Raw genomic sequence first — 24,964 nt, forward strand, 5'->3', positions numbered from 1 at the left:
TCGGCTGATTTTTATTTTGAAAATAAAAATTTATAAATTTTTGACAATGGATTTCAAAAGTGTTAATATCAATTTGTAATGTAATAAATAAACGTTTTTGGGGGTTAATATGGATTACAGATTAGAGTCTGATAGTGTTGGAGAAAAACAAGTTCCAAAAGATGCATACTACGGAGTACAATCTTTAAGAGGAATGGAAAATTTCCCTATAACAGGAAGAACTTTACACGAAGAATTGATTTATGGATTAACGATTGTTAAAAAAGCGTGTGCGATTGCAAACCACAGAGCAGGAATTATGAGAGAAGATGTCAAAAACGCAATCGTTTACGCCTGCGACAAAATCCTTGAAGGAGAATATCACGATCAATTTTTAACTGATCCTATTCAAGGTGGAGCAGGTACTACTGCTAACATGAATGCAAACGAAGTTATCGCAAATATCGCTAATGAAAAACTAGGCGGAGGATTGGGTACTTATGAATATGTTCATCCAAACGACCATGTAAACATGAGCCAATCGACAAATGATGTTTTTCCAACTGCAGGTAAAATTGCAACTTTAAGATTATTAATAAAAGCCTTAAATGAATTAAAACAATTGGAAATTTCTTTACTTAATAAATCTGTAGAATTTGATGACGTGCTTAAAATGGGACGTACTCAACTTCAAGATGCAGTTCCAATTAGATTGGGACAAGAATTCCACGCATACTATTCAGTAATCAAAAGAGATATCAAGAGAATTAGAAGATCATCTGATCAAATTGAATCTATAAATATGGGAGCTACTGCTATTGGTACAGGTGTAAATGTAGACAAAGTTTACTTTACCAACATTGTTCCGATTTTAGCTGAACTAACAGGATTTGATTTGCATCAAGCAGAGGATTTAATAGATGGAACTAATAACTTGGATGGACTTGTAGAGATATCATCAGCAGTAAAATCAACTGCAGTAAGTTTGTCAAAAATGGCAAGTGATTTGAGATTAATGAGTTCAGGACCAAAAACTATGGTTGGAGATATTGAACTTCCAGCTAGACAAAATGGTTCATCAATAATGCCAGGTAAAGTAAATCCTGTAATTCCAGAAGTTGTTAATCAAGTTGTATTCAGGATTATTGGAAATGATAATACAGTTACAATGTGTGCTGAACACGGACAATTAGAACTAAACGCTTTTGAACCAGTGTTATTTGATAGTTTGTTCGAATCAATATCTATATTAACTAACGCAGTGAAAACTTTCAGAGAAAATTGTATACTTGGAATTAAACCAAACAGACAAAAACTTTCAAATGACGTAGAAAAATCCGTTGGAATTGTAACAGCATTAGTTCCTCATATTGGATATAAGAAGTCCGCTGAAATTGCTAAGCGTGCTTTGAGTACGGGAATTACAGTTAGAAATATCGTATTGGACGAAAAAATCCTGACAGAAGATGAATTGAAAGAAATCTTGGATCCTATTGCTATGACAATGCCAGGAATTGCAGCTGAGTATTTGATTAAACAAAAACAACAAGCTTACATCGAAAAAAAGAAACTAGAAGACAAGGAACAAAAAGCAAAAAAATAATTTTATGTTGACAAAATCTTGTTATCGAGTATTTGATAACAGGATTTTTTATTACGAACTAAAAGTTTTACATTATTTTAAATTTGCTAATATGTTATAATTTATTTAGGTGATATGATGAAAAATAATACTAAAAATGCAGACAATGTTATATTGGCGATATCAAATGTTTTAATGGTGGTTTTCGTATCTACTCTACTTAGAGGCCACAACATAATATCGTTGTTAATTTTACTTGCGTGGGCAGTTTATGCGTCGCAAAATAAAATGATTTTACCAAAAAGTCTTGAAAGAAAAAGAACAAAATTCGAATACGGAAGTTTTATCGTTTTGTTAATAGGTTTTATGTTGATTTATTACCATCCTAATAAGGTATATGTGTTCTTAACATATCTAACATTTTTAATTTATAACACACTTTTGTGGATGAATATGATTAGAATGAGAGCTATTAATAAAGAAAATAATAAGAAATCTAACAAAAAGAAATAAAGAGGTATATGATGAAAATTATGGTTATAGGGCCTGGCAGATGGGGAAGTTTCATCGCTTGGTATTTGAAAAAAATTGGTCATGAAGTTTTGTTGTATGGTTTGAATGGAACTGAAGATTTCGAAAACTTTAAGAAAAGTCGTAGCAATGGAATTATTACTTTGCAAGATGATTTAGAATTAACCGATGATATCACAAGAGCAAAAGAATGTGATGTTATTCATGTTAGTATAAATGCACAAGGTTTTAGAAATGTGTGTGAAGAACTTAAGTCTATTGGAATTAAGGATAAAATTATCGTTACTAATATGAAGGGGATTGAGATTTCGACTGGAAAAAGATTATCAGAAGTCTGCAAAGAAATTATGGATGGATCTAACAAAGTTGCAGCTTGGATCGGTCCAGGTCATCCACAAGAATTTTACCGCAATGTTCCAAATTGTATGGTAATTGATTCGGAAGATGAAGATGTGAAAGAATTGTTGATTGAAAATTACAGTTCAGATTTGATTAGATTTTATTATGGACAAGATTTGATTGGAAATGAAATCGGCGCAGCTTACAAAAATGTAATTGGAATTGCTGCAGGAATGTTGGATGGAATGAAAATAAGTTCTTTGAAGGGAGCTTTGATGAGTAGAGGTTGTAGAGAAGTTGCAAGGTTTATTAAGGCATCTGGAGGCCAAGAGCTTAGCGCATACGGTCTTTGCCATCTTGGAGATTATGAGGCTACGGTGTTCTCGCAATATTCTCACAACAGAATGTTTGGAGAAATGTATGCAAAATCAGAAAAATACGACAAATTAGCTGAAGGATACTACACTGTAAAAGCTATTAAATTACAAGCAGACAAAATGAATTTGGATTTACCAATAAACAATGCAGTGTACAAAGTTTTGTACGAAAATTCGAAATGCGAAGAAGAAATCGACAAATTATTCAGTAGAAGTTTGAAAAAAGAATTTTATTAATGAAAAACAAATTAGAAGTGCAAAAAAGCACTTCTTTTTTTGATTAAAATGCTTGACAAATAGATTTTAAGTTTATATAATATACAAGTCAAGTAAAAAGGTTGACGGTGATTGAATGGAAAAATTATTAAATATTACCATGATGTTTGATTATTATGGTAAATTGCTTACGAAAAGAGAATACGATGTAATTGACAAGTACTACAATGAGGATTTGTCATTAAATGAAATTGCTCAAATTTGTGATATTTCAAAACAAGCTGTAAGTGATAGTTTGAAAAGAGCTGAAAATAAGCTTTATGAATACGAACAAAAACTTGGCTTAATTGAAAAATCAAAAAAGAGTCATCAATTTCTTAGAAAAATCAGAAATGATCTTTTCTCTTTGTCACCAGAAATCAAAAGCAAAGAAATTGAAAATATCATTATAGATATAGAAAATTTCTTAAATGATTTAGAGGATGTGGGAAATGATATTTGAAAATTTGTCCGATAAATTACAAAATGCCTTGTCAAAATTGACCAACAGAGGAAAGTTGACAGAAAAAGATATAGATGTTGCAATGAGAGAAGTTAAACTTGCTTTATTGGAAGCGGACGTTAACTATAAAGTTGTTAAAGATTTTATATCTCAAGTAAAAGAACGTGCTATCGATTCTTCTGTTTTAGAAAGTCTTACTCCAGGTCAACAAGTTATTAAAATAGTTAATGAAGAATTAACTAAAATGATGGGTGAAAAGGAAGAAAAACTTAACGTTTCACCAATGAAACCTACGGTAATTATGCTTTGCGGTTTGCAAGGGGCAGGTAAAACAACTCATGCCGGAAAACTTGCATTGAGTTTGAAAAACAAAAACAAAAGCGTCTTACTTGTAGCGTGTGATATTTACAGACCTGCTGCCATTAAACAACTTCAAGTTGTTGGTGGAAAAGTTGGTGTAGAAGTATTTGAAATGGGACAAACAAATCCCGTTGAAATTTCAAAAAAAGCAATCGAAGAAGCTAAGAAAAAGAACATTGATTATGTAATTATAGATACTGCCGGTCGTCTTCATATTGACGATACTTTGATGGATGAGCTAAAAAATATTAAACAAGAAGTTAATCCTTCAGATATTTTGTTAGTTGTAGATGCGATGACTGGACAAGATGCAGTGAATGTTGCAGCTAAGTTTAACGAGGATTTGGATATTACAGGAATTATCCTTACTAAGTTAGACGGTGATGCAAGAGGTGGTGCTGCTTTATCAATCAGACAAGTAGCAGATAAGCCTATTAAATTTATAGGTGTAGGTGAAAAACTTGGAGATTTAGAGCCGTTCCATCCGGACAGAATGGCATCACGTATCTTGGGTATGGGAGATGTTCTTAGCCTTATCGAAAAAGCACAAAATCAATTTGACGAGAAGAAGGCAAAAGAATTAGAAGAAAAGATTAAAGCTCAAAGTTTTGACTTTAATGATTTTCTTGACCAAATGCAGCAAATCAAAAAAATGGGACCTATGCAAGATATTCTTGCAATGATTCCTGGCGTGGATAGTAAAATGCTTAAACAAGTGAATTTCGATAACAAAGAATTTGATAAGATTGAAGCAATTATTAAATCTATGACCAAAGAAGAAAGAGAAAATCCAGATATCATTAGCATATCTAGAAGAAAAAGAATTGCTAAAGGATGCGGTCAAGATCAAGTAGCGGTTAACAAACTTTTGAAACAATTCAAAGAAATGAAAGTTATGATGAAAAATATGGGAGCGCTACAAAAGAAATTTGGTAAAAAAGGTAAAATGAAAATGCCTTTTTTTAGATAATAAGTTATGGAGGTAAATTATGTCAGTAAAAATTAGATTGAAAAGAATGGGAGCAAAGAAGAAACCATTTTATAGAATAGTTGTCGCAGATTCAAGATGTCCTCGTGATGGTAAATTCATCGAAGAAATCGGATATTACAACCCATTAGTTGAAGAAAAAACTGTTAAAGTTGATAGCGAAAAAGTTCAACAATGGATTAAAAACGGTGCAAAACCTACAGATACAGTAGACAGATTATTTAAAAATAATGGAGTTTACGAAGCAAAATAATAATACAAGTTGGGAGTTGTCATGGAAAAATTAGTTAAAACAATTGCTACTGCGTTAGTTGATAACAAAGAAGCAGTTGAAGTAACATCAAGACAAGACAAACATACGGTTATTATAGAAATTAAAGCAGATTCCAAAGATTTGGGGAAAATTATAGGAAAAGAAGGGAAAATTGCCAAGGCAATTAGAACTATTACTAAGGCAGCGGCTATTAAGAGTGGCGAAAAAGTTGTCGTAGATATTTTGCAATAATGGAATATATAGCTGTAGCAGAAGTGCTCAATACTCACGGTATTAAAGGATGTCTTAAAATGAGACCGTTGACTGATAATATCGAAAGATTTGACGAAGATATTTGTTATTATCTCGGGAATAAAAAAGTTGAGGTCAATATTCAAAATTATAGAATGTACAAGGGTTTTTTGTACATTGATTTTGAAGAATTTAACGATATTAATGAAGTTCTTGAATTCAAAAAACAGTTTTTATATATAGATGAAAAAGACAGATACGAATTGAAAGATGGAAGCTTTTACATTGACGATTTGATAGGCTTGAAAGCTTATAGTAATGGTGAATACATCGGAGATTTGGTTGAAGTTTTGAGCGTTTATAGTAATGATGTATATGTAATTAAAAATGATGAAAAAGAATTTATGATACCTGCTGTAAAAGAGTTCATTAAAAAAATAGATTTAGAAAATGGATTAATCGATGTAGTTATAATTGAGGGTATGTGATGAAATTTATAATTCTCACATTATTTCCAGAAAGTTTTGATTACTTAAAATCATACGGAGTCATAGGAAAAGCAATCCAAAACAATCTCATTGAACTTGAAGTGGTTAATATTAGAGATTACACTAAAAATAAACACAAAAAGGTAGACGATGAGATATATGGTGGCGGAGCTGGGATGCTTATGACTTGCCAACCAATTTATGACTGCTTGGAAGATGTGAACAAAAACAAATCAAAAGTTGTGTTTATGTCTCCTCAAGGGAAAGTTCTTAATCAACAAAAGTGTATAGAACTTTCAAAAGAAAAAGAAATAGTCATTCTTTGTGGCCATTACGAAGGTGTCGACAGTAGAATCATCAATCATTATTGTGATGAGGAGATTTCTATTGGAGATTATGTTATGACTGGTGGAGAATTAGGAGCTATGGTTCTTATAGATTGTGTAAGCCGAATGATTAACGATGTTTTGGGAAATGATGAAAGTTATAAGACAGATTCGCACTACAATTTATTGCTACAGGAAGATTCCTACACAAGACCCAGAGTATTTAACGGATATGAAGTTCCTGAAGTTTTATTATCAGGAAATCACGAAAAAATCGAACAGTGGCGAGAAAAATCAAGACTAAACAACACTAAACTTAAAAGAGAAGATATATATCAGAAATATCTGAAAGAAAAAAACCAAGGAGGATCATAATGGATATTATAAAAACATTAGAAGATGAACAATTAAGAGAAAATAAGTTCGACTTTCATGTTGGCGATACTGTAAAAGTAGACTACCTTATCAAAGAAGGTAATAAAGAAAGAGTTCAAGTTTATGAAGGAACTGTAATTAAAATGCAAGGAACTGGACTTAGAAGAACTTTCACAGTAAGAAGATTAGCTTACGGTGTAGGAGTAGAAAGAACTTTCTTAATCAACTCACCAAGAGTAACTAACGTAAGATTAGTTAGAGAAGGTAAAGTAAGAAGATCAAAATTATTCTACTTAAGACACAGAGAAGGTAAAGCTGCTAAAGTTAAAGAAAAGCAAAAATTCTAAATTGAGTGCTGAGGTTTTCTCAGTACTTTTTTTAGATGGAAAGGAAATAATATGGACATTAATAATATAAACTGGTATCCAGGGCACATGAAAAAAGCTATTGACAAGATAAAAGAAAACATGAAACTTGTCGACATAGTTTTGGTTCTTGTGGATAGCAGAATTGTAAGATCATCCATGAATCCAGTTATAGAAGATATCTTAAAGGATAAGCCGCAATTGATTTTATTGAACAAGATGGACATGGCAGATCCTAAAATTACACAAAACTGGATTAATTATTTTGCAAAGAAAAATATAACAGCACTTCCAATTGATAGCAAAAACGGTAAAAATTTGGATAAAATTGAGCCAACAGCTAAAAAGATTTTAGAAGATGTACTTGCTAATAGAAAAGACAAAAACATAAAATCAGAAATTATTAGAATGATGATAGTTGGTATTCCAAATGTTGGAAAATCTACTATAATCAACAAATTATCCAACAGACAATCTGCCAAAACAGGAAACACTCCAGGTGTTACAAGGACTAATCAGTGGATTAGAATAAAAGGTAAGATGGAATTGTTGGATACACCAGGTGTTTTGTGGCCAAAATTCGAAGATAATGAAATTGGCCTGAATTTGGCATTTACTGGGGCTATCAAAGATGAAATTTTGGATGAAGAAAACTTAGCGTACAAGCTCATCGAGAAACTAATGAGTATTGATCCACAAATTTTAGAAAAAAGATATTCGATTGATACACAAAACAAGGAAACAATCGAAATAATGGATGATATTGCTATAAGACGTGGCTGTTTGTTAAAAGGAAAAAATATTGATTATTCTAAAGTTTCATCAATAGTTATAGATGAATTTAGAAAAACAAAGTTAGGAAGAATTTCATTAGAAGATGTTTGCGATTGATTATAACGAATTTGGGGAAGAATTAATTTGTGGCGTAGATGAAGTTGGAAGAGGACCATTAGCAGGTCCTGTTGTGACATGTGCAATTATTATGCCTAAAAATTGTGAGATAATAGAAGGAGTCACTGACTCAAAAAAGCTTTCTGAAAAAAAGAGAATTAAATTCAAGGATATGATTTTGGATCAAGCTTTGGCATACAGTGTAAATTTTGTGGATCAAAGTGTGGTTGATGAGATTAACATCAAGCAAGCCACGAGATTATCTATGAAAAGAGCTGTAGAAAGTCTGAAAACAAAGGACAATAAATTCATAAAACCTGATTTGATTGTAATTGATGCAGAAATTATTGACACAGATATTAAACAAATGTCATTTGTCAAAGGTGACGAAAAATTATATCCGATTTCTTGTGCATCAATTGTAGCAAAGGTTATAAGAGATGAGTACATGAAGGATATGGCTACTATCTATCCACAATACGGTTTTGAAAAACACAAGGGATATGGAACTAAATTTCACAGAGAAATGATACTTGAATATGGAGAGTGTCCGCTTCATAGAAAAACTTTTTTGAGGAAATTATATGAAAATGGAAAAAAACCGAGGTAAATTTGCCGAGGATTACGCTTGTGAATATTTAATAGAAAAAGGTTACGAAATTATTGACAGGAATTATTCCGAGAGAATTGGGGAACTAGACATAGTTTGCACTTACGAAAATTATTTGGTCATAGTTGAAGTAAAAGCAAGGACTGATGATAAGTTCGGCGCTCCTTCTGATTTTGTAACTTTGGGAAAACAAGACAGAATAAGAAAAACAACAGAAATTTATATCGACAAAAATGATTTGTACGATTATCAGCCTAGATTTGATGTGATAGAAATTTATTTGGATAATTTCAAATTAAATCACTATATTGACGCATTTTAATATTGACAATGGGCTAGTATTTTTATATAATATCAAGGTCAAGCAAATATATTGACACAAAGAGGTTTTAATATGTATAAAGTAGCAGTGCTTACAGTATCAGACAAGGGTTCTCAAGGAAAAAGAGAAGATTTAAGTGGTAAAAAAATTATAGAAATTATCGAAAAAAACGGCTATAAATTAGAAAAATATGATATTGTAGCAGATGAAAAAGAACTTATAAAAGAAAAATTAATCGAGTATTCCAATGAAAATATTGAGTTGATTTTGACTACGGGTGGAACTGGATTTTCAAAAAGAGATGTAACTCCTGAGGCTACATTAGAAGTTTCAGAAAAACTTTGTTTGGGAATTAGTGAAGCGATTAGAAATTATTCGATGACTATTACAAAAAGAGCAATGCTTTCAAGAGCTGTTTCAGTTATTAGAAAAAACTCCCTCATAATAAATATGCCGGGTAGTCCTAAGGCTGTTGAAGAAAGTTTGGAATACATAATTGATACGTTAGATCACGCTTTGAAAATTTTACAAGGCGATGCATCAGAATGTGCGAGAAAATAGTTGTTCATAATTAATTAGTAATGTATAATATATGATAGATAATTGTAGGAGGTATATATGATACAAGCAGGAGATTTTAGAAAAGGCACAACTTTTGAAATGGATGGAGATGTATGGCAAATTATAGATTTCCAACACGTTAAACCAGGAAAAGGTGCAGCTTTTGTAAGAACAAAAATCAGATCAGTTATGACTGGTTCAAACAGAGACATGACATTCAATCCTAACGAAAAATATGAAGAAGCTAGAATTGAAACAAGAGAAATGCAATACTTATACAACGATGGAACTTTATATTATTTCATGGACCCAGAATCTTATGAACAATTACCAATTGATAAAGTTAGTGTTGAAGAAGCTATTCTTTATATAAAGGAAAATGATATGGCAACAATCAAATTTTTCAAAGGTAAAGCATTCCAAGTTTCTCCGCCAAACTTTGTTGAGTTAGAAATCACTCAAACAGAACCTGGTATTAAAGGTAACACTGCAACAGGAGCTACAAAACCAGCTACTGTAGAAACAGGCGCTACAGTTAACGTACCTTTATTTGTAAACGAAGGAGATAAAATCAAGATAGATACAAGAACTGGAGAATATTTGTCAAGAGTTTAGTATTTATTGACTTTTCAACGCGTTTATGATAAAGTAGTACGGTGGATTTTGTCCATACTAATAGAGGAGGTCTAATATGAGAGATAAAGTAATTTTAGAATGTACTGAATGCAAGAGCAGAAATTACACTACTAAAAAGAATAAAAAACTTCACCCTGATAGAGTGGAAACTAACAAGTATTGTAAATTCTGTAAAAAGCACACTCTACACAAGGAAACAAGATAGGAGGAGCTTATGGCAGCGAAAAATACGCAAAATTCTAATCAAAAATCAGCCCAAAAAAATCAAGGATTTTTGAAAGGCGTGAAGACTGAATGGAATAAAATTGTCTGGCCGACACCAAAGGAAACTTTAGAATACTCAATAGTAGTAGTTATAATTTCCTTTATAGTTGCATTAATCGTATACGGATTAGATACTGTGTTCCAACGTTTAATTGGACTATTTATTTAGAAAGGAACAGTATCCACAATGACCGAAAAAAATAACACATTTATTGAAAATGCAACTGAAGATTTTAAGGAACGTGCCAAAGAGGGAAAATGGTATGTAGTACATACTTACTCTGGACACGAAGGTAAAGTAAAAGTTAATATTGAAAAAATGGTAGAAAATCGTGGTTATATCGACAATATATTTGAAGTAGTAGTACCTACTGAAGAATATGTTTCAGAGGTCGGTGGAGCTAAAAAGTTAAAAGAAAGAAAGATCTTCCCCGGTTATGTTTTCGTTAAGATGAAAATTACCGATGTCTCATGGTATTTAGTTAGAAATACCAGAGGTGTTACAGGATTTGTAGGACCAGAATCCAAACCTGTAGCAGTTAGTGAAAAGGAAATCCAAAAATTCGCTCTTAAAAATCAATCTTACTCTAAAAAAGAAATTGATGTTAATGTGGGAGACAATGTGAATATTGTTTCTGGAGCATTTAGCGATCAAGTAGGTATTATTGAAGAAATAAATACTGAAAAAGCTATCTGTAAAGTTTTAATTTCCTTGTTCGGCAGAGACACATCTGTTGAAATTAGCTTTGATGATATCGAAAAAATATAAATTTGAATATAAGTTATTTAATTAATTTCATATAGATCGATGTGGGAGGTTAGCCCCGATAACCACAATAGTTTAAGGAGGAACTAATATGGCTAAAAAAGTACAAGCAATAGTAAAGTTACAAATTCCTGCAGGTAAAGCAACACCTGCACCACCAGTAGGTACAGCACTTGGACCTCACGGTGTTAATATAATGCAATTTACAAAAGAGTTTAATGCAAAAACTCAAGACCAAATGGGAATGATTATTCCAGTTGTTATGACTGTATACCAAGATAGATCATTCACATTTATAACAAAAACTCCACCAGCACCAGTTCTTATTAAAAAAGAATTAGGATTAAATTCTGCTTCAGGAGAACCTAATAAAACTAAAGTTGGACAATTAACTAAAGAACAAGTTAAGAAAATTGCTGAAATTAAAATGCCTGACTTAAATGCAGCAAACTTAGAATCTGCTATGAGTATGATTAAAGGTACAGCAAGAAGTATGGGAGTTACAGTAGAAGAATAGTGGGAGATTTAGTTCGTTAGAACCACAAGGAGGATTATATGGCAAAAAAAGGTAAAAAATATCAAGAAAGTGCAAAATTAATTGATAGAACAGTTGAATATAAATTAGACGAAGCAAGTAAATTAGTTGTTGAAACTGCTAAAGCTAAATTTGACGAATCAGTAGAATTACACGCAAAATTAGGTGTAGATAGTAGACACGCTGACCAACAAGTTCGTGGTACTATCGTACTTCCTCATGGTACAGGTAAAGACCAAAAGGTAGCTGTATTTGCAAAAGGTGAAAAAGCTGAAGAAGCAAAAGCTGCAGGAGCAGATTTTGTAGGAGCAGAAGATTTAGCAGAAAAAATCCAAAAAGAAGGTTGGTTAGGATTTGATGTTGCAGTAGCTACTCCAGACATGATGGGTGTAGTAGGTAGAATTGGTAGAATCTTAGGACCTCAAGGTTTAATGCCAAACCCTAAAGCTGGTACAGTAACTATGGATGTTACAAGTGCAATCAAAGAAATCAAAGCTGGTAAAGTTGAATATAGAACTGACAAGAGCAATATTATTCACGTTCCAGTTGGTAAAGTTTCTTTCGGAGAAGAAAAAATTGCTGAAAACATCAATGCGTTAATGCAAGCAATATTGAAAGCAAAACCAGCTTCATCAAAAGGTAAATATATTAGATCTTTAACAATTGCTTCAACAATGGGCCCTGGAATCAAGGTTAATCCATTACAATTTGCAAAAGAATAATATATAAGAAATTTTTAGCCACCGTAAAAGTGGCTTTTCTTAAATTCGGAGGAAAAAATGAAATTATTAAAAGATGACAAAAGAAAAATCCAAATAGGAATTACTATATTAATCGTTCCGGTTATTTTGGCATATCTTTTGTTCAATGGAAAATCAATAGGAAATGCATTGGGCACTTTTATGGCGATTATATCTCCATTTATTATTGGTGCTGCATTAGCTTTTGTATTGAATATGCCGATGAATTTTATTGAGAATAAACTTTTAAAAAAATGGACTTCGAAGCCGGGTCTAAAAAGGGCAATATCTCTGCTAATAAGCTTAGTAATAGTTAGTGCGATATTAACATTTGTAGTGACACTTATAATTCCTAATTTTTTAGAGGCTATTAAATCACTAATACAAGGTATTCCGGTGTTGGTTGAAAAGCTAAGAAAATATCCAGAAATAGCAAAACAATTAGATAAAATTTACGACACATACGCTATAACAAGCACTCACGATTTGTTTGTAAAATTGAAGCCTTATTTAACTAAAAATGGATTGGATATATTGAACAATGTATTTTTTGGAATTAGCACAGTATTTTCTGTTGTACTTAGTTTTGTAGTCTCGTTTACTTTTGCAATTTATTTATTATTCTCAAAAGAAACGTTGAGAAGACAATTCACAGAATTAACTTATGTTTTCTTCAGCGGGAAAACTGCAAAAAGAATTATTGTTTTCTTCAAAGTCGCTTACGAAAAATTTTACTCGTTCTTCAAAGGCCAATTTATCGAAGCATTTATGCTTGGGTTTATGTGTTTCATAGGAATGTATTTGTTGAAGATTCCAAACGCTGCAACAGTTAGTGTATTAATTGGTTTTGGAGCGTTGATTCCACTGGTTGGAGCGATACTAGGAGCTGCTCTAGGAGCTTTGATTATTTTAATCGAATCTTTTTCAAAAGCGATTATGTTTGTGATTTTCATAATTGTTCTTCAACAATTTGATGGTAATGTAACTTATCCTAGAATTGTTGGTTCTTCTGTAGGACTTCCATCTATTTGGGTTTTAGTTGCAGTTATCATAGGGGCGGCAGTAAGTGGTATTGTTGGTATGCTTATTTTCGTTCCAATATTTGCTACAATCTATGAATTATTGTACAGATATAAGAAAAAGAAATTAGAAGACAAAAACATTTGTATTATTGAAGAAAAATAATAAAAAAAGTGTTGACATATTCATTGAATATGATATAATAATCAAGTAATTAATTTGGGCTACCGAAGACAGTAGGGACTATTAAAGTTTAATCATCCTACAGAGGAGCATAAGATATGAGTTTATCAGTCTTTCTGTCTTTGGATGGAAAGACTTTTTTAGTGTAGCCTTTTTCATGGAGGTGAAATAATGAAAGAACACGTTTTAAATCAAAAGAAAGCTGTTGTCGAAGAAATTAAAGGACACATTAATGATGCTAAATCAATGGTTATCGTTGATTATAGAGGATTAGATGTTAGTGAAGCAACAGAATTAAGAGAAAAATTCAGAAATGAAAATGTATTATTCAAAGTATACAAAAACACAATGATGAATTTTGCTTTTAAAGAATTGGGATTTGATGGATTCTTAGATTACTTATCTGGTCCTAACGCGGTTGCATTCAGTATGGATGATCCAATCGCTGCAGCTAGAATAGCTAAAGAATTCGCAGCAGATCACGAAAATTTAGAAATTAAAGCAGGTTATTTAGGAGACAAATTCTTAGATGTTGAAGGTGTAAAGAAAATCGCATCTATCCCTTCAAGAGAAGTTCTTCTTACAAAAATGCTTGGAAGCTTCAAAGCTCCAGTATCAAAATTTGTATATTTAGCAGATGCTATTGCTAAATCAAAAGCTGAAGGTTCAGAAGAAGCTGAATCAAACGAAACTACTGAAACAGTAGAAGAATAATTATTTAAAATAAAATTTGGAGGTAAAAAATGTCAATAGATGAAATCTTAGAAGCAGTTGAAGGCTTAACTGTTCTTGAATTAAATGAATTAGTAGAAAAAGCAGAAGAAAAATTTGGAGTATCAGCAGCGGCTCCTGTAGCTGTAGCAGGTGCAGCACCAGCAGCAGGTGGAGCAGCAGCAGAAGAAAAATCAGAATTTGATGTAATCTTAGCATCAGCTGGTGACGCTAAAATGAAAGTTATCAAAGCAGTTAAAGACTTAACTGGTTTAGGATTAAAAGATGCTAAAGCTATCGTAGACGAAGCTCCTAAAGCAATCAAAGAAGGCGCTTCTAAAGAAGAAGCTGAAGAATTAAAAGCTAAACTTGAAGAAGTTGGAGCTACTATCGAATTAAAATAGTCGATAAATTTATGGAGAGGTTATGCACAATAGCCTCTCTTTTTTAATTGCTTGACAAATCATTTGATTATGATATTATTTAAATATATTGATAAAATGACTACGATGAGATGAGTATGTAATAATTTTTTTAAAGAGAGTCTTAGTATGGTGGAATAAGATATTAGATTGTTACAGAATATGGTCTTTGAGTTTGAAAAGTTGAATAGCTTATGCTTTTAAATTTTTCCGGGAGCATCCGTTATCAAATGCTAGGCATTAATGTGCCAAACAATGAGAGAATATTTTATATTCTAAAATTAAGGTGGTAACGCGGATTTTCGCCCTTATATGATGTATGTCATATAAGGGATTTTTTATTTTATTGTAGTTTATTTAGGAGGGAAATTATGTCAGAAGAAAAGAAATCATACTACATCACTACGCCGATTTATTATCCAAGTAGTAACTTACATTTAGGTCATACCTATACGACAATTATTGCGGATACTTTGAAAAAGTTCAAAAAAATCCAAGGCTATGATGTGTTTTTGACTACAGGTACTGATGAACACGGCCAAAAATTATACGAAAAAGCAAAAGAAAAGAACATGGGTGATAATCCATTAAATTATATTGATCCAATTGTACAAAGTGCAAAGGATTTGTGGAAGAAACTTGACATTGATATTGATAGTTTTGTTAGAAGTACAGATAAGGCTCACGAAAAAAATGTTCAAGAAATTTTCCAAAAGTTATATGATAAGGGAGATATTTACAAATCTACTTATAAAGGACACTACTGCGTTGATTGTGAAGCTTTTTGGACAGAATCACAATTAAAAGATGGCAAATGTCCTGATTGTGGACGTGATGTTCATTATCATGAAGAAGAATCGTACTTTTTCAGATTGTCAAAATACAAAGACAGAATTTTAGAGTTATACAAGGATAATCCTGATTTCTTGAAGCCGGAATCACGTAAAAACGAAATGGTCAACAATTTCTTAAGCGGTGAATTGGAAGATTTATCGGTATCAAGAACAAGTTTTGATTGGGGAGTTAAGGTTCCTTTTGATGATAAGCATATTATCTATGTATGGATTGATGCGCTTAGCTGTTATTTAACGGGGATTGGATACGGACAAGATGAAGAATTATTCAACAAATTCTGGCCATGTGATATTCACTTGGTAGGTAAAGAAATTGTAAGATTCCACACTATTATTTGGCCAGCGTTGTTGATGGCGTTGGATTTACCATTGCCAAAGAGGGTTTTCGCTCATGGATGGATTTTGTTTAATGAAGATAAGATGAGTAAATCTAAGGGAAATGTATATTATCCAGAGCCAATTATAGATTTGTACGGTGTAGATGCTTTGAAATATTACATTTTAAGAGATTTTACTTTTGGTAATGATGGTAACTTTACGACAGAAAGATTTATGAATAGATTTAATTCTGATTTGGTAAATGATTTGGGTAATCTTGTAAGTAGATCTGTGTCAATGGTTGAAAAATACTTTGATGGAGTTATTCCTCAACCAAATGAAAATAATGATATAGACAAGGATTTGATTTCTGTAGTTGAAGCTTGCCAAGAAAAAGTTGAAGAACTATTGGAGGAACTTGATTTCTCAAATGCACTAGAAGAAATTTGGAAAGTTGTCAGAAGAGCGAACAAATACATCGATGAAACTACACCATGGATTTTGATTAAAGAAGATCCTGAAAGGTTGAAGACGGTTTTGTATAATTTGATGGATGCTATAAGAGTTATTTGTATTTTGACTTCCCCATTTATCACTGAAACAAGCAATAAAATCAAAGAACAAATAGGACTTTCAGAAATTAAATGGGAAGATGGAAAAGTTTTCGGTAAAACAGTAGTTGGAACTAAGGTTCAAAGAGGAGAAAACTTGTTCAATAGATTGGATATCAAGAAGGAAACTGAAAGATTAAATGAAGTTAATGACAAATTAATAGAAGAAAGAACTGGTAAGAAAGTTTCTGAATTGAGAGAAGACACAGAAGAAGCTCCTAAGAAATCGAAGAAAAGCTCTAAGAAAAACAAAACAAAGGAAGAAATCACTATAGATGATTTTGATAAATTAGATTTGAGAGTAGGTCAAATCATAGAAGCAAAACAACATCCTGATGCAGATAAGCTTTTGGTTTTCAAGGTTAAAATAGGAGAAGAAAAAAGACAAATTGTTTCTGGAATTAAAAACTGGTACGAACCAAATGATTTGATAGGTAAGAAGGTTATAGTTGTGTATAATTTGAAGCCTGTTAAGTTAAGAGGAGTAGAATCTCAAGGTATGCTTCTTGCTGCAAGCAAAGGCGATAAATTGACTATGGCAAGTTTACTTGATTCAGAATTTGAAGATGGAGCGATTGTATCTTAATGGGAGAATATGTAATATACGACACGCATTGTCACTTGACAGATGAGAAATTTGATTTCGACAGAGAAAAAATAATCGAAAATTTAAAATCTAATTCTGTTGTGAAAGCAATGCTTCCAAGTGACAATGTCGAAAACTCCATAAAGGCTATTGAATTATCTGAAAAGTACGACTTCTTGTATAATGCTGTGGGAATTCATCCTGAAGAAGACAGTAGGTTTACTGACGATGATATTTTGAGAATTGAAGAGTTAGCAGATAATCCAAAATGCAAGGCAATTGGAGAAATAGGATTGGATTATCATTACGAACACGATAAGGAAAAGCAAAAATATCTTTTTGAAAAGCAAATGCAAATCGCAGAAAGGAAAAATTTGCCTGTAATAATTCACACAAGAGATGCGATACAAGATACTTATGATATCCTAGCTAAATATCCAAATGTCAGAGGGATAATGCACTCTTATTCTGGAAGTTATGAAATGGCAATGAAGTTTATTGATTTGGGATATTATATTTCTTTTAGTGGTGTTGTAACATTTAAGAATGCAAGGAATGTCAAAGAAACTTGTGAGAAACTACCAATTGACAAAATTTTGGTTGAAACAGACTCACCGTACTTGACGCCTCATCCATATCGTGGTAAAAGAAATGAGCCTAAATATGTGAATTTGGTGTTACAAGAAGTAAGTTTGTTGAAAAAAATGTCGGAAAAAGATGCAGCACAAATCATTTGCAACAATGCCGATGATATTTTTGGATGGTAAATTATGATAAAAGAAATAATAGTTGTAGAAGGCAGAGACGATGAGCAGAGAGTCAAAAGAGCACTAGACTGCGAAGTTATATGTACTGGTGGGATTTATTTTAGCGATAAATTACTCAAAAGACTCAAAAAAATAGACGAAGACAGAGGAATAATAGTTTTAACAGATCCAGACTACGCAGGTAATAAAATCAGAAAAAGAATTAATGATTTTATTCCAAACGCAAAAAATGCATTTATATCACAAGATTTGTGTATCAAAGATGAGGATATCGGAATTGAAAATGCAAAGGAAGAAGATATCAAAATCGCCATAGAAAACGCTCATCCGTCAATGATTGATTCTAAGAATGAATACACGATGGATGATATGATTTACTATGGATTAGTAGGCGAAGGATCCAAATCGCTTAGAATAAAAGTCGGTAAAATTTTAAATATAGGTTACGGCAATGCGAAATCTTTTCTTAGAATGCTAAATAATTACAATATTTCAAGAGAAAAATTAGAGGAGGCTATTAAAAGATGAGTTATAGACTACACCAACCTTCCTACATTAAAGAAATATTGGACAAATTCGGATTTAAGTTTTCAAAAGCTTTGGGGCAAAATTTTCTAATCGATGGTAATTTGATTGAAAATATTATCGACTATTCTGATATCACAGAAGATGATTACGTAATTGAGATTGGCCCTGGTTTTGGAACATTGACAGAGAGACTTGTCGACAAATGCAAATTTTTGTATTCTATAGAAATAGATTCAAGACTTATGGATGTTTTGAAGTATACTGTTGGAGATAGAGATAATTTTCAAATAATAAATGAAGATGTATTGAAGGTGGATTTGAATGAACTCAATCATGGGGATAAAAAATTCAAAGTGGTTGCCAATCTTCCTTATTACATCACAACTCCGATTATTGAGCATTTGTTTAATTACAGAGACGTCATTGAATCTATCACTGTTATGGTTCAAAAAGAAGTGGCAAATAGAATGGTAGCTGATGTAGGAAATAAGGATTATGCATCATTGAGCTTGTTTGTAAAACAAAACAGCGATGCGAAAATAATACTGAATGCACCAAAGACAGTGTTCATGCCACAACCAAAAGTAGACAGTGCAGTTGTCAATATGAAACTCAAAAAATTAGATGAAGATATTGACCAAGAACTTTTACGCCAATTAATAAGATCGGGCTTTAGCAAAAGAAGAAAAACCATATTGAACAGTTTCACGAGTGGATTTGTAAATGTCGACAAGGAAAAATTAAAGTCAATTCTTCAAGAATTGGGATTAAAGGAAAATTTAAGAGCCGAGAATTTGTCACTAGAAGATTACAAAAATATTGTGAAAAAGTTGAGTGTAATTGATTAGGATTTTCAAATAAGGGTATATATAAAATACAGACTTTTAAGGAGGTATTTTTATGAAAGATGTAGTAATTTATACAAGTGATGGATGCCAATATTGCCACGCAGCAAAAGATTATATGGACGAAAACAACGTAAAATATACAGAAAAGAATATATCACAAGATCAAGAAGCTAGAAAAGAACTTATGAAAAAAGGTCACATGGGTGTTCCTGTTACAATCATAGGTGATGAAGAAATAGTTGGTTTTGATCAAGCAAAATTAAAAGAAGCTTTAGGATTATAAAAACAAAAACTACTTGTCAATCGACAGGTAGTTTTTTTATGTAAAAACCCGCTTTGTTTAGCGGGTATAATATTAGTTTTGGTTTAATTGTTCTAATAGATAGTTTACATCTAGTCCGTGAACCATACAAGCTTCTTCTAAGCTTTCCATTTGGCTGGCTGGACAACCTATACAAGATAATCCGTTTCTAAACAAAACTTCTACAGAATCTGGATTGTTTCTAATAATATCTCCAATTAACATATCTTTAGTAATTTCCATAAAATCACCCTTTCATCATTTATATTCTTATTATAATATAAGCTTTCAGTTCATTCAAGTAAAATTATTTCTAATCTATGTTATAATTTAATATGAAATAGAAATATAGGTGGTGAGGAATATGATGGATGAAAAATTTGAACGTCATGAAATAGATATGGATTTACTCAACAAATATCTAGAAGACAAAGATTATTTAAAACTTAAAAATCAAATTCAAAAATACAACCCGGTAGATATTACAGATTATATAGAATCATTAGATTTAAAAAGCGCTATGCTTGTGTTCAGATTATTGAACAAAGATGACAGTATCGATGTGTTTTCTCATATGGAAAAGGATGATCGAACAAGGCTGTTAGAAGCATTTAGTGATAAGGAAGTTAAATTCATAGTAGACGAGCTATATTTCGACGATATGATTGACTTAATCGAAGAAATGCCGGCAGGAATTGTTAAAAAAGTTCTCAGACATACAGACAAAAGTGAAAGAAACCTTATAAATCAATTCTTAAATTATCCTGAAGATTCAGCTGGATCATTGATGACAATAGAATATATTGAATTGAGATCTTATTATACTGTAAGGAAAGCTCTCGAGGTTATTAAAAAAACAGGCGTGGATAAACAAACTGTCTATACATGTTTTGTTACTAACGAAAAGAAAACTTTATTAGGATTCATTTCTTTGAGAACTATAGTAACCAATGAACCGGAAACATTAATCGAAGATTTAATGGATGAAGATGTAATTTATGTTCACACTGATGATGACCAAGAAACAGTAGCTGATGTGTTCAAAAAATACGGATTCGTAGTTCTTCCTGTAGTAGATAATGAAAAAAGACTTACTGGTATTATAACAGTTGACGATATCATGGAAGTCATGGAACAAGAGGCAACAGAAGACTTCCAAATCATGGCAGGTATGAGTCCGGACGAAGACGACTATCTGGATCAAAGTGTGTTTAATTTGGCGAAAAAACGTATTGCTTGGCTTTTGATACTGATGATTTCTGCGACATTTACAGGTTCAATAATGACTCACTACGAATCTCTTTTAGGGCAAGCGATAATATTAACTGCATTTATTCCTATGATTATGGATACAGGTGGAAACTCTGGTTCACAATCATCAACGCTGATTATACGTGGACTTGCTACAGGAGAAATCAGTACAAAAGATTGGCTTAAAGTTTTCTTCAAAGAATTCAGAGTTGCTTTGATAGTTTCTGTAGTAATGAGCGTAGTTTGTTTTATCAAAACTATGATTGTAGACAAGGTTTCAGTACCGGTTGGGTTGGTTGTTTCACTAACTTTGATATTCACAATAGTGACAGCAAAATTAATAGGTGGAATGTTGCCTATAATTGCTAAAAAGCTAAAACTAGACCCAGCAATAATGGCAGGTCCTTTGATTACTACAATAGTTGATGCTTTGAGTTTATTAATTTATTTTGAGATGGCACACATTGCATTAGGAATTTAAAAAATATATAAAAACTATTGACATATTTTTAATATTACTGTAAAATATTCTATTTAATTTGACTTTAGAGTGATAGAGTGATATAATACTACTAACGACGATCTGTTAGGAGGAATAACGTGAAGGAAATTAACGATTTGAACATGATTAGAAGTCAAGTGCGAAGTAATATTGGAAAAGATGTTATTGTCGAGGCAGATAAAGGGCGAAATAAAATTGTAACTAATAAAGGAACTATTAGTCAAGTGTTCCCAAGTTTATTTACAATAAAAGTAACTAACGAATATGATTCAGAAAGAATAATATCATATACTTACTCAGATATTCTTACATCAACAGTAAAGTTAGAATTATGTTAAAAAACGACCGTAAGGTCGTTTTTTTTAGTTTGATTTAACATTTAAAGAATAGTATAATTTATTTTAGAGGTGTATTATGAAGTTAAAATTATTTATGTCAGAAAAATGCCCAGACTGCGTAGAAGCAATTGAAGTTTTAAAAAAAGCTGGTATTGATTATGAAGAGATTAATATTACAGACTCTATGAAAAATCTCAAAGAATTTTTTACTTATAGAGATAATAGAGAAGAATTCAAATCAATCGTTAAGGATAATAAAGTTGGAATTCCAATGATTACAGATGGGGAAAAGATAGTGTTTTTTGAAAAATTAGAAGATTTAAGAGAATTTGATGAAAATAAATAGTTACGCTAAGATAAATCTCTCTTTGGATGTCTTAGGTCTTAGAGAAGATGGATATCATAATATTGACACGATTATGAATTTAATTGAACTTCACGATGTTATGGATATTAACAGAAATGATTCAAGTGAGCTTAAGTTAAGTTCTAATAATGCGAATTTTCCTGCAGATAAGTCAAATTTAATATATAAAATATTTGAAAACTTGAAAAAGTTTAGGAATATAAACTGTGGATACGATGTGTTCGTTGATAAACAAATTCCTATATCAGCAGGGCTTGCAGGAGGAAGTTCCAATGCATGTGAATTTCTAATGTATGTTAATGATGATTTGGATTTAAAATTAACAAATACTGAAATCAAAGAAATTTGCAGATTGACAGGTGCTGATACTTACTATTTTACTAACAAAAAATGTGTAAGGGCAACTGGAATAGGCAATGAGTTTGTTAGGTTATCTGATTTTTCTAATAAAAATATAATAATTGTAAATAATGGAATGAGCATATCTTCTAAAGAAGTTTATGATAATTTAAAGGACTCAAACGGAGGACTTGGCAAAATTACTGTTGCTATTGCTAATCGTGATTACGAAACTTTTTATAAGAGCGCTTTTAATACTATGGAAAGTGTATCTGAATCATTAGTTACAGATATTTCAGATATAAAAGAAAAGTTGTCTAATTTTGGAGCTAACTTATCGTTGATGAGTGGATCAGGACCTACGGTTTTTGGGATTTTTGAAAATACTGAAGATTATGAAAATTGCTACGATGAATTGAAGGATAAATATAAATATGTATTTAAAACAAAAACCTTATAACAAAATAGGAGTTGTGGATTCTGGATTGGGAGGTCTTACTGTATTTAAGAAAGTAAAAAAACTTATGCCTAATAAGCAGTATATTTACTTAGCTGACAGTGCCAATGTTCCTTACGGAACAAAAACCAAAGAACAGATGATTAAAATTTCCGAAAATATTGTGGGATTTTTTAATGAACAACAAATAGATTTGCTCGTATTAGCTTGCAACACTTTGACATCTATTGCAATGGACTATATGAAATCAATTGCAAATTTTGATATAATTGGAGTTGTTGAATATGGTGTTAACTCCGCTGTTAAAAACACTACCAATAAAAAAGTAGGAGTTATAGCCACTAAGGCAACAGTTGATAATGGATTGTACGAAAAATTATTGAAGAAAAATGGTATTGATGTAATCCAGTCTGCGTGTCCCGATTTTGTAGGATTTGTTGAAGCTGATTGCAAAGACTATGATAAGATTTCAGAAAAGGTTAAAGAGTATTTGAGACCAATTATGGAATTCGAAGCTGATACGATAATTCTAGGATGCACACATTATCCAATTTTAATAAACTACCTTAAACAATACACTGGAGAAAATATTACATTTATAGATCCTGCAGATTCCTTAAGTGAAGATATTTATGAAATTTGCGGGAACTATGGAAATAAATGTGACATTGAATATTTTGTCACAAAAAATCCATCTGATTTTAAAATCAATGGATCAAAAATTATAGGGGAACCTATTGATAAAGTTACAGAAATGGAGTGATCATATGGAATTGAATTACGAAAAGAAAAGTATCTGGGAAGTTGTAGATGAAAAAGAACACAAAGAAATCTACGCTTATGGTGAAAGATACAAAAACTTCTTAGACAATTGCAAGACTGAAAGAGAAGCTACAGAGTTTATAGTTAACCAAGCAAAAGAACATGGATTTATTGAATTAAATGAAGCTTTAAAAGGAAAAATTAAAAAAGGTGACAAAATTTATATTAACAATAAGGACAAATCTTGCGTATTAGTTGTTATTGGTGATGATATAAACGAAGGTCTTAACATCGTAGGTTCACACTTGGATTGCCCAAGATTAGATGTAAGAGCAGTACCTTTTTCAGAAGATAAAAATATCTTAATGATGAAGACACATTATTATGGTGGAATTAAAAAACATCAATGGACTACAATCCCATTGGCAATGCACGGTGTAATATTCACAAACGAAGGCAAAAAAGTTGAAATCAAAATCGGTGAAAACGAAGATGAACCAGTATTCTACATCACTGAATTATTAGCTCATTTATCTAAAGATTTGAACTCTAAAACATTGGGTGCAGCAATTGAAGGAGAAAAACTAGCTATAATAGCCGGACATGATAGCTATAATTTCAAAGATGAAAAAGAAAATCCAATCAAAAAATGTATCTTAAAATATTTGAACGAAAAATATGGTATAACAGAATCTGATTTCCAAGTTGCAGAAATCGAAATCGTTCCAGCAACAAAAGCTAGAGACGTTGGATTTGACGGAGCAATGATAGCATCTCACGGACACGACGATAGAGTATGTGCTTATGCAACATTAGAAGCAATTCTTAAAGTCGAAAACCCTAAGAGAACAGCTGTTGCACTATTTGTAGATAAAGAAGAGATTGGTTCAGTTGGTAATACATCAATGAATGCACCATACATGGGAAATATGATTGCAGAAATAGCAAATAATCAACATGAAAATTACAGTGATTTAACTATGAGAAGAATCATGGCTAATTCAAAAGTGTTATCAGCAGATGTTACAGCGGCAATTGATCCGTTATATGCTGATGCAACAGAAGATTCTAACACGGCATTAAGTGGATGCGGAATTTCTCTAGCAAAATTCACAGGACACGGTGGAAAATTCAGTTCAAATGATGCAAACCCAGAATTCTTAAACGAATTAAGACAAATTTTCAAACAAGAAAAAGTAATGTGGCAAACAACTGAACTTGGTAAGATAGACCAAGGTGGTGGAGGAACTATAGCCTTCATTCTTGCTAACCAAGGAGCAGAAGTTGTAGACATCGGAACAGCTATGCTTTCAATGCACGCACCGGTTGAATTATTATCAAAAGCTGACTGCTATATGACAAGCAAAGCATACCATGCTTTCTTAAAATAATATAAATTAAATTATTAAAGCACTTGACAAGTAGCTCTTATATTGATATTATATAAAAGCACTTTAGGTCAAGTGCTTTTTAAATTACTTAAAAGAAAGTAATGCATGTAAAACGAAATTAAAAAAAGTTTTACAAAACACTTGACAAAA

The 24,964-nt window shown here is 31.8% G+C and carries 35 protein-coding genes and 2 other annotated features; of the genes, 34 read left to right on the forward strand and 1 reads right to left on the reverse strand.

Annotated elements, in window-relative coordinates; all coding sequences use genetic code 11:
* Nucleotides 1–109: 109 nt before the first annotated feature.
* From ACLUJM_RS06570 to ACLUJM_RS06705, 28 genes are all read left to right on the forward strand, one after another.
* Nucleotides 110–1,582 carry an aspartate ammonia-lyase gene (locus ACLUJM_RS06570; protein WP_294684460.1) on the forward strand — a complete coding sequence of 491 codons (1,473 nt, stop codon included), beginning with the start codon at nt 110–112 and terminating at the stop codon, nt 1,580–1,582.
* Between the two features lie 117 nt (nt 1,583–1,699).
* Nucleotides 1,700–2,074: a hypothetical protein gene (locus ACLUJM_RS06575; RefSeq protein WP_102164544.1), complete on the forward strand. Its 375-nt coding sequence runs from the start codon at nt 1,700–1,702 to the stop codon at nt 2,072–2,074.
* Between the two features lie 11 nt (nt 2,075–2,085).
* On the forward strand, nt 2,086–3,045 hold the full coding sequence (locus tag ACLUJM_RS06580) for an NAD(P)H-dependent glycerol-3-phosphate dehydrogenase (RefSeq protein WP_294684461.1): 960 nt from the start codon (nt 2,086–2,088) through the stop codon (nt 3,043–3,045).
* A gap of 115 nt (nt 3,046–3,160) precedes the next feature.
* Nucleotides 3,161–3,526, forward strand: a complete 366-nt coding sequence (gene ylxM, locus ACLUJM_RS06585; RefSeq protein WP_294684462.1) for a YlxM family DNA-binding protein — start codon at nt 3,161–3,163, stop codon at nt 3,524–3,526.
* Nucleotides 3,516–4,856: a signal recognition particle protein gene (gene ffh / locus ACLUJM_RS06590; RefSeq protein ID WP_294684463.1), complete on the forward strand. Its 1,341-nt coding sequence runs from the start codon at nt 3,516–3,518 to the stop codon at nt 4,854–4,856. Before ylxM ends, ffh begins: the two co-directional genes overlap by 11 nt.
* Before the next feature lie 19 nt (nt 4,857–4,875).
* Entirely contained in the window at nt 4,876–5,127 is a 252-nt protein-coding gene (rpsP, locus tag ACLUJM_RS06595; RefSeq protein WP_002835329.1) for a 30S ribosomal protein S16, read from the forward strand.
* Nucleotides 5,128–5,148: 21 nt separating this feature from the next.
* Entirely contained in the window at nt 5,149–5,379 is a 231-nt protein-coding gene (locus ACLUJM_RS06600; protein ID WP_002835328.1) for a KH domain-containing protein, read from the forward strand.
* Entirely contained in the window at nt 5,379–5,867 is a 489-nt protein-coding gene (gene rimM / locus ACLUJM_RS06605; RefSeq protein WP_294684465.1) for a ribosome maturation factor RimM, read from the forward strand. Before ACLUJM_RS06600 ends, rimM begins: the two co-directional genes overlap by 1 nt.
* Entirely contained in the window at nt 5,867–6,568 is a 702-nt protein-coding gene (trmD, locus tag ACLUJM_RS06610) for a tRNA (guanosine(37)-N1)-methyltransferase TrmD (RefSeq protein ID WP_094203456.1), read from the forward strand. Before rimM ends, trmD begins: the two co-directional genes overlap by 1 nt.
* On the forward strand, nt 6,568–6,915 hold the full coding sequence (gene rplS, locus ACLUJM_RS06615; RefSeq protein ID WP_002835325.1) for a 50S ribosomal protein L19: 348 nt from the start codon (nt 6,568–6,570) through the stop codon (nt 6,913–6,915). The genes trmD and rplS overlap by 1 nt, the downstream gene beginning before the upstream one ends.
* 51 nt (nt 6,916–6,966) lie before the next feature.
* Nucleotides 6,967–7,824, forward strand: a complete 858-nt coding sequence (ylqF, locus tag ACLUJM_RS06620; protein WP_294684466.1) for a ribosome biogenesis GTPase YlqF — start codon at nt 6,967–6,969, stop codon at nt 7,822–7,824.
* Nucleotides 7,811–8,434, forward strand: coding sequence for a ribonuclease HII (locus ACLUJM_RS06625; protein ID WP_304065617.1), 624 nt, complete (start codon nt 7,811–7,813; stop codon nt 8,432–8,434). Before ylqF ends, ACLUJM_RS06625 begins: the two co-directional genes overlap by 14 nt.
* A complete protein-coding gene (locus tag ACLUJM_RS06630) occupies nt 8,409–8,756 on the forward strand; it encodes a YraN family protein (protein ID WP_002835322.1) in 348 nt (115 codons plus the stop codon). Before ACLUJM_RS06625 ends, ACLUJM_RS06630 begins: the two co-directional genes overlap by 26 nt.
* Before the next feature lie 72 nt (nt 8,757–8,828).
* Nucleotides 8,829–9,317, forward strand: coding sequence for a molybdenum cofactor biosynthesis protein B (locus ACLUJM_RS06635; RefSeq protein ID WP_002835321.1), 489 nt, complete (start codon nt 8,829–8,831; stop codon nt 9,315–9,317).
* Between the two features lie 57 nt (nt 9,318–9,374).
* Nucleotides 9,375–9,932: an elongation factor P gene (gene efp, locus ACLUJM_RS06640; RefSeq protein ID WP_094224529.1), complete on the forward strand. Its 558-nt coding sequence runs from the start codon at nt 9,375–9,377 to the stop codon at nt 9,930–9,932.
* 76 nt (nt 9,933–10,008) lie between these two features.
* Nucleotides 10,009–10,158 carry a 50S ribosomal protein L33 gene (gene rpmG / locus ACLUJM_RS06645; protein WP_002835319.1) on the forward strand — a complete coding sequence of 50 codons (150 nt, stop codon included), beginning with the start codon at nt 10,009–10,011 and terminating at the stop codon, nt 10,156–10,158.
* 9 nt (nt 10,159–10,167) lie between these two features.
* A complete protein-coding gene (gene secE, locus ACLUJM_RS06650; RefSeq protein ID WP_094205471.1) occupies nt 10,168–10,386 on the forward strand; it encodes a preprotein translocase subunit SecE in 219 nt (72 codons plus the stop codon).
* Between the two features lie 18 nt (nt 10,387–10,404).
* On the forward strand, nt 10,405–10,986 hold the full coding sequence (nusG, locus tag ACLUJM_RS06655; protein ID WP_316094877.1) for a transcription termination/antitermination protein NusG: 582 nt from the start codon (nt 10,405–10,407) through the stop codon (nt 10,984–10,986).
* Nucleotides 10,987–11,074: 88 nt separating this feature from the next.
* Complete coding sequence (gene rplK, locus ACLUJM_RS06660; RefSeq protein WP_002835316.1) at nt 11,075–11,500, forward strand: 50S ribosomal protein L11; 426 nt, start codon at nt 11,075–11,077, stop codon at nt 11,498–11,500.
* Between the two features lie 38 nt (nt 11,501–11,538).
* A complete protein-coding gene (rplA, locus tag ACLUJM_RS06665; protein ID WP_002838605.1) occupies nt 11,539–12,240 on the forward strand; it encodes a 50S ribosomal protein L1 in 702 nt (233 codons plus the stop codon).
* A 57-nt stretch (nt 12,241–12,297) separates the two neighbouring features.
* Entirely contained in the window at nt 12,298–13,443 is a 1,146-nt protein-coding gene (locus ACLUJM_RS06670; protein WP_294684469.1) for an AI-2E family transporter, read from the forward strand.
* A gap of 44 nt (nt 13,444–13,487) precedes the next feature.
* Nucleotides 13,488–13,612: a sequence feature (ribosomal protein L10 leader region), on the forward strand.
* Nucleotides 13,613–13,632: 20 nt separating this feature from the next.
* Nucleotides 13,633–14,175 carry a 50S ribosomal protein L10 gene (gene rplJ, locus ACLUJM_RS06675; protein ID WP_304065382.1) on the forward strand — a complete coding sequence of 181 codons (543 nt, stop codon included), beginning with the start codon at nt 13,633–13,635 and terminating at the stop codon, nt 14,173–14,175.
* A gap of 29 nt (nt 14,176–14,204) precedes the next feature.
* On the forward strand, nt 14,205–14,576 hold the full coding sequence (rplL, locus tag ACLUJM_RS06680) for a 50S ribosomal protein L7/L12 (protein WP_002835312.1): 372 nt from the start codon (nt 14,205–14,207) through the stop codon (nt 14,574–14,576).
* Nucleotides 14,577–14,669: 93 nt separating this feature from the next.
* Nucleotides 14,670–14,907, forward strand: a binding site (T-box leader).
* Between the two features lie 58 nt (nt 14,908–14,965).
* Nucleotides 14,966–16,963 (forward strand): methionine--tRNA ligase, encoded by a 1,998-nt coding sequence (gene metG / locus ACLUJM_RS06685; protein WP_412412489.1) that lies wholly within the window; start codon nt 14,966–14,968, stop codon nt 16,961–16,963.
* Nucleotides 16,963–17,730 (forward strand): TatD family hydrolase, encoded by a 768-nt coding sequence (locus ACLUJM_RS06690; RefSeq protein WP_412412490.1) that lies wholly within the window; start codon nt 16,963–16,965, stop codon nt 17,728–17,730. Before metG ends, ACLUJM_RS06690 begins: the two co-directional genes overlap by 1 nt.
* Nucleotides 17,731–17,733: 3 nt before the next feature.
* Entirely contained in the window at nt 17,734–18,258 is a 525-nt protein-coding gene (gene rnmV, locus ACLUJM_RS06695) for a ribonuclease M5 (protein WP_412412491.1), read from the forward strand.
* The gene (rsmA, locus tag ACLUJM_RS06700) at nt 18,255–19,106 is read left to right on the forward strand and encodes a 16S rRNA (adenine(1518)-N(6)/adenine(1519)-N(6))-dimethyltransferase RsmA (protein ID WP_154273032.1); all 852 of its coding nucleotides are present in this window, start codon (nt 18,255–18,257) and stop codon (nt 19,104–19,106) included. Before rnmV ends, rsmA begins: the two co-directional genes overlap by 4 nt.
* Nucleotides 19,107–19,158: 52 nt before the next feature.
* Nucleotides 19,159–19,389, forward strand: coding sequence for a glutaredoxin family protein (locus tag ACLUJM_RS06705; RefSeq protein WP_002838618.1), 231 nt, complete (start codon nt 19,159–19,161; stop codon nt 19,387–19,389).
* A 72-nt stretch (nt 19,390–19,461) separates the two neighbouring features.
* Here the strand turns inward: ACLUJM_RS06705 and ACLUJM_RS06710 are convergent, their stop codons facing one another.
* The gene (locus ACLUJM_RS06710; protein WP_002835305.1) at nt 19,462–19,650 is read right to left on the reverse strand and encodes a DUF1858 domain-containing protein; all 189 of its coding nucleotides are present in this window, start codon (nt 19,648–19,650) and stop codon (nt 19,462–19,464) included.
* Nucleotides 19,651–19,771: 121 nt separating this feature from the next.
* Between ACLUJM_RS06710 and mgtE the strand changes: the two genes are divergently transcribed.
* From mgtE to ACLUJM_RS06740, 6 genes are all read left to right on the forward strand, one after another.
* Nucleotides 19,772–21,139: a magnesium transporter gene (mgtE, locus tag ACLUJM_RS06715; protein WP_412412492.1), complete on the forward strand. Its 1,368-nt coding sequence runs from the start codon at nt 19,772–19,774 to the stop codon at nt 21,137–21,139.
* Nucleotides 21,140–21,258: 119 nt separating this feature from the next.
* The gene (locus tag ACLUJM_RS06720) at nt 21,259–21,498 is read left to right on the forward strand and encodes a Veg family protein (RefSeq protein ID WP_412412493.1); all 240 of its coding nucleotides are present in this window, start codon (nt 21,259–21,261) and stop codon (nt 21,496–21,498) included.
* Nucleotides 21,499–21,574: 76 nt separating this feature from the next.
* Entirely contained in the window at nt 21,575–21,844 is a 270-nt protein-coding gene (locus ACLUJM_RS06725; RefSeq protein WP_094205482.1) for a glutaredoxin domain-containing protein, read from the forward strand.
* Nucleotides 21,831–22,664: a 4-(cytidine 5'-diphospho)-2-C-methyl-D-erythritol kinase gene (ispE, locus tag ACLUJM_RS06730; protein WP_412412494.1), complete on the forward strand. Its 834-nt coding sequence runs from the start codon at nt 21,831–21,833 to the stop codon at nt 22,662–22,664. The genes ACLUJM_RS06725 and ispE overlap by 14 nt, the downstream gene beginning before the upstream one ends.
* Entirely contained in the window at nt 22,639–23,424 is a 786-nt protein-coding gene (gene murI, locus ACLUJM_RS06735; RefSeq protein ID WP_412412495.1) for a glutamate racemase, read from the forward strand. The genes ispE and murI overlap by 26 nt, the downstream gene beginning before the upstream one ends.
* Before the next feature lie 4 nt (nt 23,425–23,428).
* Nucleotides 23,429–24,814 carry an aminopeptidase gene (locus ACLUJM_RS06740; RefSeq protein WP_154273150.1) on the forward strand — a complete coding sequence of 462 codons (1,386 nt, stop codon included), beginning with the start codon at nt 23,429–23,431 and terminating at the stop codon, nt 24,812–24,814.
* Nucleotides 24,815–24,964 lie beyond the last annotated feature (150 nt).

This window comes from Finegoldia sp. (genome assembly GCF_046991905.1).
Taxonomy (GTDB): domain Bacteria; phylum Bacillota; class Clostridia; order Tissierellales; family Peptoniphilaceae; genus Finegoldia.

What these genes read in the sequence shown, in the direction of transcription:
- ACLUJM_RS06600 (WP_002835328.1), top strand. Translation starts at nt 5,149, where the DNA reads ATGGAAAAATTAGTTAAAACAATTGCTACTGCGTTAGTTGATAACAAA.
- ffh (WP_294684463.1), top strand. Translation starts at nt 3,516, where the DNA reads ATGATATTTGAAAATTTGTCCGATAAATTACAAAATGCCTTGTCAAAA.
- ACLUJM_RS06670 (WP_294684469.1), top strand. Translation starts at nt 12,298, where the DNA reads ATGAAATTATTAAAAGATGACAAAAGAAAAATCCAAATAGGAATTACT.
- rplL (WP_002835312.1), top strand. Translation starts at nt 14,205, where the DNA reads ATGTCAATAGATGAAATCTTAGAAGCAGTTGAAGGCTTAACTGTTCTT.
- ACLUJM_RS06575 (WP_102164544.1), top strand. Translation starts at nt 1,700, where the DNA reads ATGAAAAATAATACTAAAAATGCAGACAATGTTATATTGGCGATATCA.
- rplK (WP_002835316.1), top strand. Translation starts at nt 11,075, where the DNA reads ATGGCTAAAAAAGTACAAGCAATAGTAAAGTTACAAATTCCTGCAGGT.
- rpsP (WP_002835329.1), top strand. Translation starts at nt 4,876, where the DNA reads ATGTCAGTAAAAATTAGATTGAAAAGAATGGGAGCAAAGAAGAAACCA.
- ACLUJM_RS06635 (WP_002835321.1), top strand. Translation starts at nt 8,829, where the DNA reads ATGTATAAAGTAGCAGTGCTTACAGTATCAGACAAGGGTTCTCAAGGA.
- rplA (WP_002838605.1), top strand. Translation starts at nt 11,539, where the DNA reads ATGGCAAAAAAAGGTAAAAAATATCAAGAAAGTGCAAAATTAATTGAT.
- secE (WP_094205471.1), top strand. Translation starts at nt 10,168, where the DNA reads ATGGCAGCGAAAAATACGCAAAATTCTAATCAAAAATCAGCCCAAAAA.
- mgtE (WP_412412492.1), top strand. Translation starts at nt 19,772, where the DNA reads ATGATGGATGAAAAATTTGAACGTCATGAAATAGATATGGATTTACTC.
- metG (WP_412412489.1), top strand. Translation starts at nt 14,966, where the DNA reads ATGTCAGAAGAAAAGAAATCATACTACATCACTACGCCGATTTATTAT.
- murI (WP_412412495.1), top strand. Translation starts at nt 22,639, where the DNA reads ATGTATTTAAAACAAAAACCTTATAACAAAATAGGAGTTGTGGATTCT.
- rnmV (WP_412412491.1), top strand. Translation starts at nt 17,734, where the DNA reads ATGATAAAAGAAATAATAGTTGTAGAAGGCAGAGACGATGAGCAGAGA.
- trmD (WP_094203456.1), top strand. Translation starts at nt 5,867, where the DNA reads ATGAAATTTATAATTCTCACATTATTTCCAGAAAGTTTTGATTACTTA.
- ylqF (WP_294684466.1), top strand. Translation starts at nt 6,967, where the DNA reads ATGGACATTAATAATATAAACTGGTATCCAGGGCACATGAAAAAAGCT.
- rsmA (WP_154273032.1), top strand. Translation starts at nt 18,255, where the DNA reads ATGAGTTATAGACTACACCAACCTTCCTACATTAAAGAAATATTGGAC.
- ispE (WP_412412494.1), top strand. Translation starts at nt 21,831, where the DNA reads ATGAAAATAAATAGTTACGCTAAGATAAATCTCTCTTTGGATGTCTTA.
- rimM (WP_294684465.1), top strand. Translation starts at nt 5,379, where the DNA reads ATGGAATATATAGCTGTAGCAGAAGTGCTCAATACTCACGGTATTAAA.
- ACLUJM_RS06705 (WP_002838618.1), top strand. Translation starts at nt 19,159, where the DNA reads ATGAAAGATGTAGTAATTTATACAAGTGATGGATGCCAATATTGCCAC.
- ACLUJM_RS06625 (WP_304065617.1), top strand. Translation starts at nt 7,811, where the DNA reads ATGTTTGCGATTGATTATAACGAATTTGGGGAAGAATTAATTTGTGGC.
- rpmG (WP_002835319.1), top strand. Translation starts at nt 10,009, where the DNA reads ATGAGAGATAAAGTAATTTTAGAATGTACTGAATGCAAGAGCAGAAAT.
- ACLUJM_RS06630 (WP_002835322.1), top strand. Translation starts at nt 8,409, where the DNA reads ATGAAAATGGAAAAAAACCGAGGTAAATTTGCCGAGGATTACGCTTGT.
- ACLUJM_RS06740 (WP_154273150.1), top strand. Translation starts at nt 23,429, where the DNA reads ATGGAATTGAATTACGAAAAGAAAAGTATCTGGGAAGTTGTAGATGAA.
- ACLUJM_RS06580 (WP_294684461.1), top strand. Translation starts at nt 2,086, where the DNA reads ATGAAAATTATGGTTATAGGGCCTGGCAGATGGGGAAGTTTCATCGCT.
- ACLUJM_RS06690 (WP_412412490.1), top strand. Translation starts at nt 16,963, where the DNA reads ATGGGAGAATATGTAATATACGACACGCATTGTCACTTGACAGATGAG.
- rplS (WP_002835325.1), top strand. Translation starts at nt 6,568, where the DNA reads ATGGATATTATAAAAACATTAGAAGATGAACAATTAAGAGAAAATAAG.
- ACLUJM_RS06725 (WP_094205482.1), top strand. Translation starts at nt 21,575, where the DNA reads ATGAAGTTAAAATTATTTATGTCAGAAAAATGCCCAGACTGCGTAGAA.
- rplJ (WP_304065382.1), top strand. Translation starts at nt 13,633, where the DNA reads ATGAAAGAACACGTTTTAAATCAAAAGAAAGCTGTTGTCGAAGAAATT.
- ACLUJM_RS06710 (WP_002835305.1), bottom strand. Translation starts at nt 19,650, where the DNA reads ATGGAAATTACTAAAGATATGTTAATTGGAGATATTATTAGAAACAAT.
- nusG (WP_316094877.1), top strand. Translation starts at nt 10,405, where the DNA reads ATGACCGAAAAAAATAACACATTTATTGAAAATGCAACTGAAGATTTT.
- ylxM (WP_294684462.1), top strand. Translation starts at nt 3,161, where the DNA reads ATGGAAAAATTATTAAATATTACCATGATGTTTGATTATTATGGTAAA.
- efp (WP_094224529.1), top strand. Translation starts at nt 9,375, where the DNA reads ATGATACAAGCAGGAGATTTTAGAAAAGGCACAACTTTTGAAATGGAT.
- ACLUJM_RS06570 (WP_294684460.1), top strand. Translation starts at nt 110, where the DNA reads ATGGATTACAGATTAGAGTCTGATAGTGTTGGAGAAAAACAAGTTCCA.